At 50.0% G+C, this 17,606-nt stretch carries 17 protein-coding genes; 14 read left to right on the top strand and 3 right to left on the bottom strand.

What is annotated here, in order from left to right; all coding sequences use genetic code 11:
* The first annotated feature begins 16 nt into the window (after positions 1 to 16).
* From MJ611_RS00175 to MJ611_RS00145, 7 genes are all read left to right on the top strand, one after another.
* Positions 17 to 1,516 carry a phytoene desaturase family protein gene (locus MJ611_RS00175; protein ID WP_250427329.1) on the top strand — a complete coding sequence of 500 codons (1,500 nt, stop codon included), beginning with the start codon at positions 17 to 19 and terminating at the stop codon, positions 1,514 to 1,516.
* Between the two features lie 24 nt (positions 1,517 to 1,540).
* A complete protein-coding gene (locus tag MJ611_RS00170; protein ID WP_250427328.1) occupies positions 1,541 to 2,374 on the top strand; it encodes a phytoene/squalene synthase family protein in 834 nt (277 codons plus the stop codon).
* A 2-nt stretch (positions 2,375 to 2,376) separates the two neighbouring features.
* Positions 2,377 to 2,907: a tetratricopeptide repeat protein gene (locus tag MJ611_RS00165; protein ID WP_250427327.1), complete on the top strand. Its 531-nt coding sequence runs from the start codon at positions 2,377 to 2,379 to the stop codon at positions 2,905 to 2,907.
* On the top strand, positions 2,908 to 3,606 hold the full coding sequence (locus MJ611_RS00160; RefSeq protein ID WP_250427326.1) for a lycopene cyclase domain-containing protein: 699 nt from the start codon (positions 2,908 to 2,910) through the stop codon (positions 3,604 to 3,606).
* A gap of 6 nt (positions 3,607 to 3,612) precedes the next feature.
* A complete protein-coding gene (locus MJ611_RS00155; protein ID WP_250427325.1) occupies positions 3,613 to 4,458 on the top strand; it encodes a 4-hydroxy-3-methylbut-2-enyl diphosphate reductase in 846 nt (281 codons plus the stop codon).
* 11 nt (positions 4,459 to 4,469) lie between these two features.
* Positions 4,470 to 5,159 carry a fatty acid desaturase gene (locus MJ611_RS00150; protein ID WP_250427324.1) on the top strand — a complete coding sequence of 230 codons (690 nt, stop codon included), beginning with the start codon at positions 4,470 to 4,472 and terminating at the stop codon, positions 5,157 to 5,159.
* A gap of 290 nt (positions 5,160 to 5,449) precedes the next feature.
* Positions 5,450 to 6,010 carry a hypothetical protein gene (locus MJ611_RS00145; protein WP_250427323.1) on the top strand — a complete coding sequence of 187 codons (561 nt, stop codon included), beginning with the start codon at positions 5,450 to 5,452 and terminating at the stop codon, positions 6,008 to 6,010.
* A 71-nt stretch (positions 6,011 to 6,081) separates the two neighbouring features.
* Here MJ611_RS00145 and MJ611_RS00140 read toward each other — a convergent pair whose 3' ends face one another.
* From MJ611_RS00140 to MJ611_RS00130, 3 genes are all read right to left on the bottom strand, one after another.
* On the bottom strand, positions 6,082 to 6,438 hold the full coding sequence (locus MJ611_RS00140) for a heavy-metal-associated domain-containing protein (RefSeq protein WP_250427322.1): 357 nt from the start codon (positions 6,436 to 6,438) through the stop codon (positions 6,082 to 6,084).
* A gap of 40 nt (positions 6,439 to 6,478) precedes the next feature.
* Entirely contained in the window at positions 6,479 to 8,704 is a 2,226-nt protein-coding gene (locus MJ611_RS00135) for a TonB-dependent receptor (protein WP_250427321.1), read from the bottom strand.
* A gap of 82 nt (positions 8,705 to 8,786) precedes the next feature.
* Positions 8,787 to 9,179 (bottom strand): hypothetical protein, encoded by a 393-nt coding sequence (locus MJ611_RS00130; RefSeq protein WP_250427320.1) that lies wholly within the window; start codon positions 9,177 to 9,179, stop codon positions 8,787 to 8,789.
* A gap of 360 nt (positions 9,180 to 9,539) precedes the next feature.
* Here MJ611_RS00130 and mraZ point away from each other — a divergent pair, with 360 nt between their 5' ends.
* The 7 genes from mraZ (at position 9,540) to murD (ending at position 17,582) form a co-directional block, all read left to right on the top strand.
* Positions 9,540 to 10,007 (top strand): division/cell wall cluster transcriptional repressor MraZ, encoded by a 468-nt coding sequence (gene mraZ, locus MJ611_RS00125; protein ID WP_250427319.1) that lies wholly within the window; start codon positions 9,540 to 9,542, stop codon positions 10,005 to 10,007.
* Complete coding sequence (rsmH, locus tag MJ611_RS00120; protein WP_250427318.1) at positions 10,007 to 10,915, top strand: 16S rRNA (cytosine(1402)-N(4))-methyltransferase RsmH; 909 nt, start codon at positions 10,007 to 10,009, stop codon at positions 10,913 to 10,915. Before mraZ ends, rsmH begins: the two co-directional genes overlap by 1 nt.
* 45 nt (positions 10,916 to 10,960) lie before the next feature.
* The gene (locus MJ611_RS00115) at positions 10,961 to 11,389 is read left to right on the top strand and encodes an FtsL-like putative cell division protein (protein WP_250427317.1); all 429 of its coding nucleotides are present in this window, start codon (positions 10,961 to 10,963) and stop codon (positions 11,387 to 11,389) included.
* On the top strand, positions 11,379 to 13,475 hold the full coding sequence (locus MJ611_RS00110) for a penicillin-binding protein (protein WP_250427316.1): 2,097 nt from the start codon (positions 11,379 to 11,381) through the stop codon (positions 13,473 to 13,475). Before MJ611_RS00115 ends, MJ611_RS00110 begins: the two co-directional genes overlap by 11 nt.
* On the top strand, positions 13,475 to 14,938 hold the full coding sequence (locus MJ611_RS00105) for a UDP-N-acetylmuramoyl-L-alanyl-D-glutamate--2,6-diaminopimelate ligase (protein WP_250427315.1): 1,464 nt from the start codon (positions 13,475 to 13,477) through the stop codon (positions 14,936 to 14,938). Before MJ611_RS00110 ends, MJ611_RS00105 begins: the two co-directional genes overlap by 1 nt.
* A gap of 64 nt (positions 14,939 to 15,002) precedes the next feature.
* Positions 15,003 to 16,223, top strand: a complete 1,221-nt coding sequence (gene mraY / locus MJ611_RS00100; RefSeq protein WP_250427314.1) for a phospho-N-acetylmuramoyl-pentapeptide-transferase — start codon at positions 15,003 to 15,005, stop codon at positions 16,221 to 16,223.
* A gap of 15 nt (positions 16,224 to 16,238) precedes the next feature.
* A complete protein-coding gene (gene murD / locus MJ611_RS00095) occupies positions 16,239 to 17,582 on the top strand; it encodes a UDP-N-acetylmuramoyl-L-alanine--D-glutamate ligase (protein ID WP_250427313.1) in 1,344 nt (447 codons plus the stop codon).
* The last annotated feature ends 24 nt before the right edge of the window (positions 17,583 to 17,606 follow it).

Raw genomic sequence — 17,606 nt, 5'->3', positions numbered from 1 at the left:
ACTTTATACTTTAAGTATGACTCAAAGAAAGGTTATCATCATTGGTGCAGGATTTTCAGGCATCTCGGCGGCCACCTGTCTGGCACAGCAGGGGTACGAAGTAACGGTACTGGAAAAAAATGCTACTCCTGGCGGTCGTGCCCGAAGCTACACAGCCCAGGGCTTTACCTTTGATATGGGGCCCAGCTGGTACTGGATGCCCGATGTATTTGAATCATACTTTGGCAGGTTTGGCAAGAGCACTTCCGATTATTACGACCTGAAGCGCCTGGACCCTTCCTATACTGTCATATTCGGGGAGAATGATTTTGTGCAGGTGCCGGCTTCCATCGAAGCGTTCCGGAACATGCTGGAACAGTGGGAGGAGGGGAGTGCCGAGCGGTTGGATGATTTCCTGGAACAGGCTGGTTATAAGTATGATGTGGGCATCAACCAGTTGGTGTACAAGCCGGGGCGTTCCATCAGCGAGTTTATGAGCCCGAAGCTTTTGTTCGATGTGCTGCGCATGGATGTGTTCCAGTCGTTTTACAAGCACATCCGACGGTTCTTTTCGCACGAGAAGATCATCAAGCTCATGGAGTTCCCGATCCTGTTCCTGGGAGCATTACCGCAGAACACGCCGGCTTTGTATAGTCTGATGAACTACGCCGACATCAGCCTGGGTACCTGGTATCCGATGGGGGGCATGTACAAGATCATCGAAGGGATGGTGCAGCTGGCAGAAGAGAAGGGGGTAAGTTTCCTGTATAACCAGGATGTGCAGCAGATAGAGGTGCAGCAAGGCGTGGCCAGACGGGTGCAGACGGCAACCGGTACGTTCGAGGCGGATGTAGTAGTGGCCAGCGCCGATTACCACCATGTAGAGAAAAAGCTGCTTTCGCCTGTTCACCAGACCTACTCGGATACCTACTGGCGCAACCGTGTGATGGCGCCTTCCTCGCTTATTTTTTACCTGGGGGTGAACAAGCGGCTGCAAAATTTAAATCACCATAACCTGTTCTTTGACGAAGATTTCGGGCCGCATGCCAACGAGATCTACACCAACCCGAAGTGGCCGAGCAAGCCGCTGTTTTATGTGTCGGCGCCGTCGGTAACCGATGCCAGCGTTGCCCCTGAAGGTTGCGAGAACCTGTTTATACTTATACCCGTGGCGCCGGGGCTGCAGGATACAGAGGAAGTACGGGAGAAGTATTACCACTTGGTGATGGACCGCCTCGAACGGCTGACAAAACAAGAAATTCGTAGTAATGTTATATACAAGCGCAGTTACGCGCACCAGGATTTTATTTCTGATTACAATGCCTTCAAAGGCAATGCCTATGGGCTGGCCAATACGCTGCTGCAGACAGCGCTGCTGAAGCCAAGCATGAAAAGTAAAAAAGTAAAAAACTTATTTTATACCGGGCAGTTAACAGTGCCCGGACCGGGTGTGCCGCCCTCCCTTATTTCGGGGCAGGTAGTGGCAAGTGAAGTGGCGAAGGAATTTGGGTTTGCGGCGTTGCCGGCAAACGTATAGTATAAACACGCAATACCGTAGCCTATGGAGCTTTTTAAAGAAACGTGCCTTAAGTGCAGTAAAATCATAACTGAAGCGTACAGCACCTCGTTTACGCTGGGCATCAAAACCCTGCACAAAAAGTTCCACCTGCCGATCTATGCCATCTACGGCTTCGTGCGCTGTGCCGACGAAATTGTTGATACTTTTCACGAGCATGACAAGCGCAAGCTGCTTGAGGAGTTTAAAAAGCAAACTTACGATGCTATTGAGTCAGGAATCAGCCTGAACCCGGTGTTGCACGCCTTCCAGTGTGTGGTGAATGAGTATGGCATTGACCGGGAATATATCGATGCTTTTTTGAAAAGTATGGAAATGGACCTGGAGGATCATGCCTACGATCGATCGCTTTACGAGGAATATATCTATGGCTCTGCAGAGGTAGTAGGCCTTATGTGCCTGCGGGTGTTCTGCGACGGCGATAAGGAGCAGTTTGAGCAGCTGAAAGGACCAGCCCGCAGTCTCGGAGCAGCCTTTCAGAAAGTGAACTTCCTGCGCGACATGAAGAGCGATTTTCACGAGCGTGGCCGCGTATACTTTCCGAAGGTAGATTTCAGGAACTTCAACAACGCCAGCAAAGCCGAGATCGAAGCCGACATCATGAAAGATTTTAACGATGCCTACAAAGGAATTATGGCCTTGCCGCGCTCTGCACGCATGGGCGTATACCTGGCTTATGTCTATTACCTGAAGCTATTCCGCAAAATCCAGCACCTGCCGGCAACCCGCATCCTGAAAGAGCGCGTAAGAGTACCTGACAACACGAAGCTAGCTCTCCTGCTAAGTTCGTATCTTCGGTACAGACTTAACGCCATCTAACCATGAAAGCCCTATTCTTCTTTTTACTGATGCTGACAACCCTCAGCACCTTTGCAGACAATACTACCCGCTACAAGATAACCGAGCTGCGCGGGCAGTACCTGGAAGCCAGCAAAAGCAGCGAAGCTGCAAAAGAGTTTAACGAAATGATGGGGGAGTACAAGGACCGTCACCCGGTTGTTCTGGCCTACAAAGCAGCCTCGGAAGCAACCATGGCCAAGCACGTCTGGAATCCTTATTTCAAACTGAAGCACCTGCAAAAGGCTGCCGAGCTTTTTGAAGAAGCGGTAAAGCTGGACAATCAGAATCCGGAAATACGCTTCCTGCGCTTTACGGTAGAGCATTATATCCCGCGTTATCTTAACATGAGCGGCCACATACAGGAAGATAAGAAACTTATTATCAATAGCCTGAAAGTATATCCTAGGTCCGGCATCTCAGCTGATTGGGCGCGTACCATGCGGGAATTTATGCTGTCTAAGGACCATTGTACCGAAGAAGAAAAGAAAACGCTACGAAGCATCAACGTCTAAATGTACATCTACCTATACCTCAATATCTTCACCATCCTGTTTCCGCTGTTGCTCTCCTTCGACAGAAAGGTGCACTTTTTCAAAAGCTGGCCCTACCTGTTTCCGGCAATTGCTGTAAATGCAGCGGCGTTCATCTTCTGGGATGTGCAGTTTACCAAAGCAGGGGTATGGGGCTTTAACCCGGAGTACCTGACGGGGATTTACCTGTTTAACCTGCCACTGGAAGAGGTGCTGTTTTTTATAACCGTGCCCTATGCCTGCGTGTTTATTTACGATGTGCTGAATGCCTACATCACCAAAGACCTGCTGCAGCCTTATGCAAAAGCAATAGCGCTGACCTTGATCGTGGTGCTGCCGCTCATCGCGATCTTCAACGTAGAGAAGTGGTATACTTCGATCACGTTCATGCTGTTGGCTTTGCTGCACCTGCTGCATCTGCGCTACTACGGTACAAAGTATCTAGGGCGCTTTTACCTGGCGTACCTGGTGCACCTGGTTCCGTTTCTGCTGGTGAACGGCGTGCTCACGTATTTGCCTGTTGTGTGGTATAACAACGCGTATAACCTGGGGCTGCGCATTGTTTCCATACCTGTGGAAGATACCATGTATTCCATGCTGATGCTGCTGCTAACCATCTCTGTGTATGAAGGGCTGCGTCAGCGTCAGGTAGTTAAACAATATGAGCCTTTAGCTGTATAACACTATATGCTGAGCCTCCGTGTAACGATCGACTCCAATTCCGGCTTTTGCTTTGGCGTGGTGTATGCCATCCAGATGGCCGAAGACCTCCTCGACGAGCAGGGGTACCTGTATTGCCTGGGCGATATCGTGCACAACGACGAAGAGGTGGAGCGCTTGCAAAAACGGGGCCTGCGTATTATCGACCATATGCAGTTGCGGAAGTTACGAAATGAGGCCGTGCTAATACGTGCCCATGGCGAGCCACCCGAAACCTATCAGACGGCGCTGCAAAACAACCTGACGCTGGTGGATGCCTCCTGCCCGGTGGTGCTGAAGCTGCAGAACCGCATCAAAACATCCTACGACAAAGACGAACAAATCTTTATCTATGGCAAGCACGGCCATGCAGAGGTAATGGGCTTATTGGGGCAGACAAACAACAAGGCCGTGGTTTTTGAAAACATGGACGAGCTGCTACAGCACGAGTTGCCAGCTAAGATCACTCTCTACAGCCAGACCACCAAAAGCACTGATAACTTCTATAGTATAAAAAACAGGCTCGAACAGCAGGGCTTTGTGGTAGAAGCCAACGATACCATTTGCCGACAGGTATCCAACCGCGATAAGGAACTGCGTAAGTTTGCAGCACAGTTCGATAAGATCGTATTCGTGTCAGGCACCAAATCATCAAACGGGAAGGTATTGTACCAGGTGTGTAAAAACACCAATCCGTATACTTACTTTATTTCGAAAGTGGAAGAGTTGCAACCGGAGTGGTTTGAGGCAGGCGACACGGTAGGGATTTGTGGAGCTACTTCAACACCCATGTGGCTGATGGAGGAAGTGCGCAACTCGTTACAGGCACTTTGAGCAGAGAAAGTATGAAGCAGCAGGTGCGCTATAAGTATACAGGAGTTGGTATTGCCATTGCGATCGTGGCTTGCTGGCTAGCCTTGCTGATTTACCTGCTGCAGTACAACGTGAATTTTGCTGCACCGCAAACGTACCTGTTCATGCTGCTGCAGACACACCTTTACACCGGTTTGTTTATTACGGCCCATGATGCCATGCACGGTGTGGTGGCTCCGGGCAAACCCAAATTGAACAAGGCCATCGGTACGATAACCGCCTTTTTGTTTGCCTACAACTGGTACCCGCGCTTGCTGCCGCGCCATCACCAGCACCACCGCCACGTTGCTACCGAACACGACCCGGATTACCACCATGGTTCTTTCTGGCCCTGGTACTACTCCTTTCTGAAGAATTACATCACCTGGTGGCAGATCGTGCTGATGGCCATTACCTACAACCTGCTGCAGCTATACTTTCCGTTGGAGAACGTGATCCTTTTCTGGATGCTGCCGGCCATACTTGCTACTTTTCAGTTGTTCTATTTTGGTACCTACCTGCCACACCGGGGCGAGCATGGAGATGATAACAAGCACAAGTCCGGCACACAGGCAAAAAACCATGTATGGGCCTTTGTGAGCTGCTACTTTTTTGGCTACCACTACGAGCACCACGACAAGCCCTGGCTGCCCTGGTGGCAACTGTATAAAACAAAAGAATAAAGTATAAATTAATGAAGAAGAAGCGGTTGGCCGAAAGGCTTGCCGCTTTTGTTTTTTCAGCAGCCGGAGCAGTTGCCAGAGTGGTCTTGGAGAGGTAAGAATTAGTATATGATAAAAAATATATAGCTGTCGCAATAAATTGGATGGTTTTACGATTTAAGATCGCACTGCTGTAACAGCAGGAGGTGGTATGGCGTATGTGCAGCAACTTGCCTGACCGCACTGTGGCTGGCTTTTACGCTTCTTTTATCATCTAATTTCACCCTTTCAAACCCTTTATGAAAACATCTGTGAGCAGATTATTTTTTGCACTGGCCCTTATACTGTTGGCAGTGCCAACTGTGAGTTTTGCAGGCAAAAACAAATACCCGAACACCCTTAAGACGGGCGTTAGCTATGCCTGGCTCTCTGAGTATGACAGCGAAGGTCTGATGTTCTACACCAACTATAACAATTACTTTGGCGACCGCTTTGCGATTGGGTTTAACGTGGGCGCCCTGAATGCCTCGCGCTACGATAAAGCAAAGCAGATCTACACCGTTAAAAACAATTTCTACATGGGGTCGCTGGATGCTACGTACGATTTGCTGCAGAACGACATGATCACGCTGCGTATCGGTGGCGGACCAGCCCTGCGCCATCGGGGCGAGGTAAACGCTAACATAGTGGATGGCACACCTGACGGCTCCGTGCGCCACGTCCGGGCTTCTGATATCGGCGTGAACGGATACATTGAAAACGACTTCAACTTCTCCAGGTTTGGTGTGATGGGTGGAAGAGTGGCCTATCATCATTACTCAGAAGGAACGCCCGTTTTCTCATTGGGCTTTCATGTAGGCTTTAAGTTCTAGAAAGTCCAAGCAAGTATAAAACAGAAAGGGCGCTACATGTAGCGCCCTTTCTGTTTTATACTTGCTTGAACTTAGTGCACGCCCAGTTCTTTTTTGCAGCAATCGTCCAGTTTGTTGTACGCGCGCGGATTGGCCGGTTTGTCGTCGGCATCGTAACCGGTCTCATTTACCGCTTTGCGCACCTTGTCCGCATCTGTCTTCTTGCTGTCGAACACGATCGTTAACATTTGCGATTCCACATCCAGGTTAGAGGATTTCACACCTTTCTCGTAGGCCATGGCTTTCTCGATGGTCTTCTTGCACATATCGCATACCGCTGACGTTTTGATGGTAACAGTTTCGTTTCCTTTTTTGCCTGTCTGCGCTTGTGCGGCCATACTTACACAGGCCATTATTACGGCGAAGAATAGAACTTTCAGGTTTTTCATGATTGGTTGATTTTATAGTTATAGGTTATACTTGTTCTGATTAATCTATTTTAAACCGCAGGCCGGCATAAATAATTCGCCCGGTAATCGGCCCCCAGACCATGCTGCCATCAAAGTTTGCGCCAAACGGGTCCTGAGCACCAACAATAGGGTTTGGTTGTCGGTAATTCAGCAGGTTTTCTCCGCCCAAATATACTTCCCAGCGCTTAAAGGCTCTCGTTACCTGCCCGTTTAAAGTATAAAACCTGTCAGAATTAGTTCTGTTTATACTTGCTCCCTGCTCTTCCATGGCAGCCAGCGGCATCAGGCCAAAATACTGGGCGGTCAGGTCGGCGCGCCACTTGTCGAATGGGGTGGCAAAGCCCAGGTTCACAAAGAAACGGTGCTGTGGAATCATCGGGCGCTGCACCAGCTCTCCGTTGTAAGTCGACTTCACGTCAAAGTATTTGTAAGCTGTTTTGATGTCCAAGCCTTTCAGCACTTCGTACTGCAGCTCTGCCTGAAAGCTTTTGGAAAAGGAACGGCCCTGCAGGTTGTAAAATGCCACCTGGTGCGGGTTGCTGTACATGTCGGCCACGACCTGGTTTTGAAACGTGGTGTAGTAATAGTCGGTGATGAAGGAGCCCGGACGGCCAGCTAACTCAAAATAGTGGGTAAACGAGCCGCCCAGGTTCCACGCCTCTTCTGGTTTTAACTCTTCTCTGAACACGAAAGCGCGCGAGCTTACCAGTGCTGCGGTATTCTCAGCAACCGGGTTGGCTACCCGGAACCCTTTCCCGGCTGCTACCCGGAAGATGGTGTTCTGGGTCAAATCATACTTCACGTTCAGCCTCGGCGTGAACACCGTGCCGTACAAGTTATGAAAGTCGGTGCGGATGCCGGCCACAATAGTCAGGTTTTCGGTGTTGTTGAACACGTACTCTGCAAAAATACCCGGCACACGCTCGGTTCTGCCAAAGGTGGTATCAGCCAAGGTCTCGCTGTAGTTATCGACAAGGAAGCTGGCGCCCACTTTGTAGGTATGGCCCGTGTGCCCGATAATGGACTGGAAAATCAGGCGCAGGTCTGCGTTATTTTGCTCTCCGTTATACTGGCGGCGGCCATACAGTGAGTTGAACTTGTGGTGCGAGCCGGCTGAGATAAAGCCGATACTTTGGTACGGTTTGCCCGGGAAAGTATAAGACGTCTTGTTAAAAGCAGACAAGCGCTCCGCCTCCGATTCGGTGCCGTAGTGCTGGCTGGGGCTCACAGGCTCTCCTTTCTGGTACTCCATCTGGCCACCCAGCTTCGTTTCACGCAACGCGTTCACGCCAAACTCCGACACCCATGTATCGCCGTGTTTATACTTCCATTTGTTATACACGTTGTGGTGTGTGCCCAGTGCCAGGTCCATAAAGCCATCGTGGTTGTGGTCTACGCGATTGCCCAGGTGGTCGGAGTGCAGCATCAGCACGGTACTCCACTTGGGACTTACCTGCGCCGATACGTTCAGGTTCACATCGAATTTGGCCAGGCTGTTGCCGTAGAGGTTGAAGTATAAACGCTCGGTTTTCTCCGGGTCTTTCAGCTTCACGTTCACCTGCCCCGAAATCGACTCATACCCGTTCAGCACCGAACCCATGCCCTTGATGATGTCGATGGACTCGATGTAGGTGCCCGACAGGTAGTTGAGTCGGTAGGGTGTTGCCAGTCCGCGCAGCGTAGGGATGTTGTCGGTGGTGAGCAAGGTATAGGAGCCATCCAGGCCCAACATCTGAATCTGCTTGGCGCCTGATACGGCATCTGTGGTCGATACCTCTACCGAAGCATTAGTCTCAAAGCTTTCAGCCAGGTTGCAGCAGGCAGATTTCTCCAGGTCACGCGTGGTGATGATCTGCGAGTTGGTCGGGGTGAGGCTGGAATACCGCGCCTGTTGCCCTTCCACCACCACCTCTTTGATAGAACTGGTTGGGCTGAGCGATACCGTTATACTTGTTTTACCCGTCACGTCTACGGTGTCAGGCTGGTAGCCAATGTAGCTGACAATGATCTGTGGCGTAACGGCATCAGCCAGCTGCAGCGTGAAAGCGCCAGAGACATCGGTGGCGGTTCCTTTGCCGGTGCCCTTCCAGACCACGTTGGCGCCGATCAGGGGCAGGTTTGGGTTGTTCTGGTCTACCACTCTGCCCGCCAGCTGCTGTGCTGCAGCCGGTAAAAGTATGCTTAGCAGCAGGAGCGCTGTCAGCAAAAAGCGCCGGGAGCTGCTTGATCTTATAATAAAATGCATAGGTTCTTATTCGTTTAATTTTCAGGAGAAGCATAAAGCACAAGCAAGTACAGCCTGTGCTGCAAATCTTGCAGGCTGAAATCTAAACGATAAGGGTATGCAGGTAATGGAGCAGTTGCTTGCCGTGCCGTGGCGGAGAACTATCGGAGTAGGTGAGGGTAACCTGTAGGGGAACCGGCACATGCAACCACGGCAATGGCAGCGGCTTGGAATTTTCAGCGAAGAAAACAGGTATTTCCAGGTGAAAAGCCTTGAGTGTAGATACCGGCTCCAGTTTCTCGAAAGAGACCTTTACAGTACAGCATTCTTCTTTATCAGATCCGGAGTCGGGCTCTGAGCAGCAAGTGTCCGTTTGCTCCTGGCTAGGTAACTGCTTTAGGCCTGTCATCAGGCAAAGCTGTTCGCTCAGGGCAATACCTGCCGAACTAAGCAGTATGCTGAGCGTCAGGAGAAGAGAAAAAGTAGGACGAATCATGCTTTTCACGCCACAAATATAGCAACACTTTTCCACTTTCTCCCACCAGCCCCACTTTCTCCCACTTTTGCCTTGGAAAGCAGTGGGGCAAAGTGGAGGTATAGATGTGTGTGTCTAAAATACTGTATTTCTGGCTGTTATATTTTTAATCCTCGAATATTAGCAAGTTTATATGTTTCATGCAAATAAAGTTATACCCAAAGTGGGGGCTCCGGAATGTGGATAATGTGGATAAGTGGAGTGGATAACCGTAATTTATCCACAAAGTGGTAAAAAGTGGTAGATAGTGGTTGTTGTATTTTGTTGAATCGCTACATTTGTATACTCCGATAGACTACGCGGATGAAACTGAAATTATAGATGAACTTCCTCTCCGGCGAATATGAATGCAAGATAGACCCGAAGGGAAGGTTGGTTTTACCTGCCAAGATAAAAGCCAACCTGCCGGAGGCGTCTGGCAATCATGTAGTTCTGATGAGAGGGTTCGAGCCTTGCCTGGTGTTGTATCCGAAGGCAGAGTGGAAAGTGATCTATGACAAAGTAGCTGGCTTGAACGAGTTTAACGAAGAGTACCGCCACTTTCAGCGTAATTTCTTTCGGGGTAACACCGAAATTGAGCTGGATGGAACCGGACGTTTTATAGTGCCCAGAACCATGGCGCGTTTTGCCGAGCTGGACAAAGATGCGATCGTGGTAGGCTTGGGTAATCGGGTCGAGATCTGGAACCCGGATAAATATGAAGAGTTCCTGATCAAGGACCAGCAGAATTTCTCACAACTCGCCCAGAAGTTCTTGGGCGATAAACCGGGAGAGGAACCGATATTATAATGGCATACCATCGCCCTGTTTTATTGAATGAATGTATAGAAGCCCTGGCTATTAAGCCGGATGGTGTCTATGTGGATGTGACGTTTGGAGGCGGCGGACATTCATCGCTGATCGTGAGCAAACTGGAAACAGGTAAGCTGTACTCGTTTGACCAGGACCGCGACGCCGAAGAGCAGGCAAAAAAGATTGAGAGTCCGGCTTTTCAGTTTGTGAAGGCCAATTTCCGGGATCTGAAAAAGTACCTGCGGCTGTACCGGGTAAAAGAGGTAGATGGCATTCTGGCCGACCTGGGTGTTTCATCGCATCAGTTTGATGTGGCAGAGCGGGGTTTCTCTACCCGCTTTGAAGGCCCGCTGGACATGCGCATGGATCCGCACGCTACGCTGACGGCAAAGGATGTGCTGGAAACATACTCCGAGGAGCAGTTGCACCGCATCTTCGGCATTTACGGAGAAGTGAAAAACGCCCGAACGCTGGCTCGCCTGGTGGTGGAGCAGCGCGCAAGGCAGCCGATCGAAACGATCGGCGATTTTAAAAAGGCAATCAGTTCTTGTACCCCAAAGGGAAAAGAAAATAAATACCTGGCGCAGGTCTTCCAGGCACTGCGCATCGAGGTAAACGACGAGTTAAAGGCGCTGGAGGAGATGTTGGAGCAGGCGGCAGAAGTGCTGAAGCCTGGTGGAAGGTTGGTGGTGATTTCTTACCATTCGCTGGAAGACAGACTGGTGAAGAATTTCATAGCGAAAGGGAAGTTTTTCGGGGAGGTTGAGAAAGACCTGTTCGGGAATGAGAAAAAGCCCCTTGATGCTGTTAACCGCAAACCCATTACACCGACAGAGCAGGAGCTGTTGGAAAACAGCCGCTCCAGGAGCGCCAAACTAAGAATTGCCGAGAAGAGAGCAGAATGATTAAATAAGAACAGCTATACCAACAGCTAAAAGTATACATCAACTATGGCTTCTAACCTTATGACAAAGAAAGCTACCGCACCCAAGGTGAATAGGGTACGTGTGCAGCCGGAGGAGGAGGCGCCAAAACAGCCAAGAAAGCGTTTCAGTCTGTTTGGCCTGGTAGATAAGTATACCAATGTTGATGCGTTGTTTGAAGAAGGGCTTCCCCTGAAGTACCTTCCGTACGTGCTTTTTGTAACCGGCATTACCCTCTTTTATATCGGCAATACCCACTATGCCGAGAAGACCATCCGCAGGATAGACAAGATCAAAGTAGAAACAGAAGATCTGCGGGCTGACTATACTACGCTTAAGTCTGAGTACATGGAAGCCAGCAAGCAATCGGAAGTTGCCCGTAACGTGGCCCCGCTTGGCCTGATTGAAAGTTCATCTCCACCTTATCAAGTAATAGTGCCTGCAGATGAATATTAAGAAGGACATACTGATCCGGGTAAGGCTGGCCTTTCTGGTTGTATGCCTTTTTGCGTGCGCTATCGTTTATAAGGTTGTGCACATTCAGTTTATGGAAGGTGCCAAGTGGAAGAAGATTTCCAAAGAGCGCCGTATCCGCTACCAGCCGGTGTTCGCCACGCGTGGCAATATTTACTCCGACAACGGAAGTATAATGGCTACGTCATTGCCGTTCTACCGGGTGGCTTTCGACCCGACCATTGCAGAAACAAAGACCTTTAATGCAGGCGTAGACTCACTGGCTATGCTGCTTTCGCGTTTTTACGGAGATAAGTCCGAAGATTACTACCGACGCAAGATCAAGAATGCCCGCCATGCCGGCCGGAAGTATATCCGCCTGAACAGCCGCCAGATCAACTACCAGGACAAGAAGATGATGGCGCAGTGGCCTATTTTCAGGTCAGGCAAAAACAAAGGTGGTGTTATTTTCGAGAAGGTAGAAAAGCGCTTCAAGCCATTTGGGTTGCTGGCAGAACGTACCATTGGCTTTATCAACGAAGACAAGAACGGCGCCGGACTGGAGTTCAGCTTCAATAACAACCTGGCAGGCACTGACGGAGAAGCCTTGTTTGAGCGCATCGCCGGCGGCAACAAGCCTATTTACGACGGCACGGAGGTGCAGCCGCAGCACGGCTACGATATCATGACCACTATCGATATCAACCTGCAGGACGTGGCCGAAAACGCACTGTACAAAGCGCTGGTAGAAAAGAATGCCGACTATGGTTGTGTGATCCTAATGGAGGTGAAAACAGGGGAGATCAAGGCCATTGCAAACCTTGGCAAAACCAAAGGCGGCTACATTGAAGATTATAACTACGCTGTTGGTAACCAGGGACGTACAGAGCCGGGTTCTACCTTTAAGCTGGCTTCGATGATGGCGCTATTCGAAGCAACCAACGTGCAGCTTGAAGACACCATCGATACCGGCAACGGCAGCTACCGCATCAAAAACACGACCATGACCGATGCCAAAAACGGAGGGTATGGAAAGCTGTCGGTGCAGGAGGTGTTTGAGAAGTCCTCTAACATTGGGGTAGCCAAACTGATGGAACAGCACTTTAGCAACAATCCGCAGCTGTATGTAGAGTACCTGAACAAGTTTGGTCTTAACAGCACACTGGGTTTTCAGATGGACGGGGAAGCAAGGCCGTTTATCAAGAGCACACAAGACAGAAGCTGGTACGGAACTACGCTTACCTCTATGTCGATCGGCTATGAACTGAAGCTTTCGCCGTTGCAGACCCTTGCTTTTTACAATGCCGTGGCCAACAACGGGGTGAAAGTGCAGCCCATCATTGTAAAGGAAATCCGCAAGGCCGACAACGTAATTCAGTCCTACAGCACGCGGGTTCTGAACGAGAAAATATGCTCTGACGAGACTTTGAAAAAGCTTAAGATCATGCTGGAAGGGGTAGTGCAGAATGGTACAGCCAAGAACATCCGCAGCTCTGATTACAAAGTAGCCGGTAAAACCGGAACCGCCCGGAAAGTAAAAGATGGTAAGTATGTAAAACTATACTCTACTTCGTTTGCAGGTTATTTCCCGGCCGACAATCCAAAGTATAGTTGCATCGTGATCATAGACAGTCCGCGGGGCGTGAACGTGTACGGGGGCGATGTCGCCGCGCCTGTGTTCAAAGAGCTGGCCGACAAAGCTTATGCACGCGACCTGGCCATGCACAAACCGATGCGTGCCCGTGTTGTAGCTAATAAAGACAGCCTGCCGCAGGTAAAAGCCGGCAGCTTTGATGACCTGAGCCTGATCTGTAACAAGATCGGTATCAGCAACCACAATGCCTCCGCTGATGAAGACTGGGTAAAGGTGGAGCCGCACATGCGTTCGTTTAAGTTCATGCCTAACCCGGTGTTGTCTGGCAAAGTGCCGGATGTTACCGGCATGACGCTGCGTGATGCATTGTTTATACTTGGCAACCAGCACCTGCAGGTACAAGTGCAGGGCGAAGGCAAGCGCGTAGAAAAACAGTCGCTGGCACCGGGTGCCAACATTGAAAAAGGAAGTAAAATAACAATCGTATTGAGCTAATGCAGTTGCTGCAAAACATAGTAAAAGATGTAATGGTGCTGAAAAGCATCGGGCCACTTGACGTGCAGATCGAGGCAATCACCTTTGATTCGCGTCAGGTGCGGGAGGGAGTTGCGTTTGTGGCAGTGCGTGGCGTGCAGGCAGATGGGCATGCGTACATCAGCAAGGCAGTAGAAAGCAAGGCAGCCGCCATTGTATGCGAGGTGCTGCCGGAGGAAATAAATGAGGATGTTGCTTATATACAGGTAACAGACTCCGCTCAGGCATTGGGTATGATGGCTTCGGCATTTTATGGCCATCCATCCCGAAAACTCAAACTGGTAGGGGTGACCGGCACCAACGGCAAAACCACTTCGGTTACGCTGTTGCACAAGCTGTTCCGGGAGCTGGGCTACCATGTAGGCATGTTGTCTACGGTGCAGAACCAGATAGATGAAACGGTGATTCCATCTACGCACACCACGCCGGATGCCGTGTCGCTGAATGCGCTGCTGGACCAGATGGTGCAGGCGGGTTGTGCTTACTGTTTTATGGAGGTTAGCTCGCATGCCATGGTGCAAAAGCGCGTGGCAGGTTTGACTTTTGCCGGAGGCGTTTTTACCAACATCACCCACGACCACCTCGATTACCACAATACATTTGAGGAATATATCAAAGCCAAGAAATCGTTCTTTGATATGTTACCGGCCAAGGCTTTTGCTCTTGTTAACGCCGACGACAAGCGAGGATCGGTAATGGTACAGAACACCAAAGCCAGCGTGCATGAATTCTCATTGCGTAAGGCTACTGAGTTCAAAGCACGCATCCTTGATAATACCTTACAAGGATTGCACCTGGAGGTGGATGGGCACGAGATCTGGTGCAGGCTGATCGGCGCCTTCAATGCATACAACCTGTTGGGCGTGTATGCCGCGGCTACATTGCTGGGCGAGGACCCGGTGGAGGTGCTTACAGTACTTTCAAATTTGGAAACGGCGGCAGGGCGCTTCGATTATGTGGTTTCAGAATCGCAGATCACCGGTATTGTGGATTATGCGCATACCCCGGATGCGCTGGAGAATGTGCTGAATACCATCCAGCAGATCCGCAACCCAAACCAGAAGGTAATTACGGTTGTAGGTTGCGGCGGAAACCGCGATGCAACCAAGCGTCCGGTTATGGCTGACCTGGCATGCAAGCTGAGCGATAAGGTTATACTTACCTCCGACAACCCTCGCTTCGAAGAGCCGCAGGCCATACTGGAAGACATGCAGAAAGGTGTAAAACCGCTTGACTACAAGAAAACCTTATCGGTACTGGATCGGAGGGAGGCAATCAGGACGGCCTGCATGCTGGCTGAGCCGAACGATATCATTTTGGTGGCCGGTAAGGGGCATGAAACCTACCAGGAGGTGAAAGGCGTGAAGTACCCGTTTGATGATAAACAGGTGCTGTACGAAACGTTTCAGCAACTGGGTAAATAGCTAAGACAAGTATAAATGGGGAAACCCGCAGGAAAACAGAATACAATACCGACTACATAAGTAAATGCTTTATCACCTCTTTACATACCTCGACCGTGAATACGATCTCTTAGGGGCTGGTGTATTTCAGTACATCTCCTTCAGGGCAGGTATGGCTACCTTAGTGTCGCTCCTGATTGCGATGATTTTCGGGGGCAAACTGATTAAAATGCTGCAGCGCAAACAGGTGGGCGAAAGTATCCGTGACCTGGGACTGGAAGGGCAGATGGAGAAGAAAGGAACCCCAACCATGGGAGGTCTTATTATTCTTTTAGCCATCCTGGTGCCAACGCTGCTTTTTGCGCGACTGGATAATATTTACATTATTCTGATGATCGTATCTACCATCTGGCTGGGCGTGATCGGCTTTTTGGATGATTACATCAAGGTTTTCAGAAAGAACAAGGAAGGCCTGGCGGGCCGCTTCAAGATACTGGGGCAGATCGGTCTTGGCCTGATCGTGGGGCTTACCTTATACTTCAACGATGACGTGGTAGTGCGCCAATACATTTTTTCGGATGGCACGACCTCAGCCGTGAATGCAAGCAAGCAGTACGTGGATGTACACAGCATGATCACCACCATTCCGTTCCGAAAGAACAACGAACTGGATTACTGTAACCTGTTTTCTTTTGCCGGTCCTTTGTTCCAGGGCTGGTCCTGCTATCTGTACATCCCGTTTGTGATCCTGGTGATCACGGCAGTATCAAACGGAGCTAACATTACGGACGGCATCGACGGTCTGGCTGCCGGAACATCGGCTATTATCGGTATGACACTGGCGTTCTTTGCTTACCTGTCGGGTAACACCATTTTTGCCGATTACCTCGACATCATGTTTATACCCAACTCCGGTGAGCTGGCTATTTTCTGTCTGGCCTTTGTGGGGGCATGTGTCGGGTTTTTGTGGTACAACACTTATCCGGCACAGGTGTTCATGGGCGATACAGGCAGTCTGTCAATCGGAGGTATCATCGCGGTGCTGGCCCTGATCGTGCGCAAGGAGCTGCTGATCCCTATCCTTTGCGGTATTTTCCTGGTAGAGAACCTGTCGGTGATGCTGCAGGTGAGTTACTTCAAGTATACCAAAAAGAAGTATGGCGAAGGACGCCGCATTTTCAAGATGTCGCCGCTGCACCATCATTACCAGAAATTGGGCTACCATGAATCCAAGATTGTAGGTCGCTTCTGGATTGTGGGTATTATGCTGGCCATCTTAACACTGGCAACATTGAAGTTGCGCTAACACGAAACACAACCTATGAAAATAGCAATACTTGGAGCAGGAGAGAGTGGCGTAGGAGCGGCTTTGCTGGCAAAAGCAAAGGGGCTGGAGGTGTTTGTGTCGGATATGGGGCAGATAAAGGAGCAGTATAAAGCCAAACTGGCCACTGCTGCAATCCCTTACGAAGAAGGTACGCATACATTTGAACGCATACTGGAGGCAAACGAGATCATCAAAAGCCCAGGCATTCCGGAGAAAGCCGCCATTGTGCAGGAAGCGGTAAAGCGCCAGATCCCGGTCATCTCCGAGATCGAGTTTGCCGGAAGGTATAGCAATGCCAAGTTTATCTGTATCACAGGCACCAATGGTAAGACAACGACTACGTTGCTAACTTACCACCTGCTGAAAAGCGCAGGTATAAACGTTGGGCTAGCCGGGAACATCGGAGAAAGCCTTGCCGAAAAGGTGATCGAGGACAAGCACGAGTACTATGTAGTGGAGCTGAGCAGCTTTCAGCTCGACAACATGTATCAATTCAAAGCGCACATCGGAGTGCTGCTGAACATTACGCCTGACCATCTGGACCGCTACGGGTACAGCATGGAGAAATACGCTGCCTCCAAGCTGCGTATTGCGCAAAACATGAGTGGAACTGACTATTTTATCTATAACGCCGATGATGATAATATTAGTAATGCGTTCAATTCTGCGGCTTTTGGCGGAACAACGATCCCTTTCACCTTACAGGGAAAGGAGAACGCGAAAGTCACCTATGAGGGACAACATATAAATGTACAGGTAAAGTTTTTCGAGGGCCACATTGATACTTCAAAGTCCAGCCTGATCGGAAAACATAACCAGTACAACACCATGGCTGCTGTAGCGGTGGCCAAGCTGTTAGGGATCTCTGATGAAGACATCTCTCAGGCACTGGAAACTTTTGAAAACGCGGAGCACCGCCTACAGCATGTGGGGGTAGCCAAAGAAGTAACCTACATCAACGATTCCAAAGCCACTAACGTGGAAGCGGTGTATTATGCACTGGAAGGCATAAAGCAGCCGATCATCTGGATAGCCGGAGGCGTTGACAAAGGCAATGATTACAGCGTGCTGGAAGAACTGGCGCGGGAAAAGGTAAAAGTACTCATATGTTTGGGTACTGATAATGAAAAGCTCAAGAAGGCATTCGGGCGAATAGTGCCGGTCATAGCAGAGACGACCTCGATAGAGTATGCCGTGCGCCTGAGCCGCTCCCTGGCGGTGCCGGGTGATGTGGTGTTGCTCTCGCCTGCTTGTGCTAGCTTCGATTTGTTTAACAATTACGAGCACCGGGGGCAGCGCTTCAAAGAGGCTGTAGAAAAAATCGTTTTGAAAAGATAAGTATAAAGTATAGCCAAGGGGATT

This window comes from Pontibacter ruber, assembly GCF_023630205.1.
Taxonomy (GTDB): Bacteria; Bacteroidota; Bacteroidia; order Cytophagales; family Hymenobacteraceae; genus Pontibacter; species Pontibacter ruber.
This window is presented reverse-complemented; position numbering and strand designations above follow the sequence as displayed.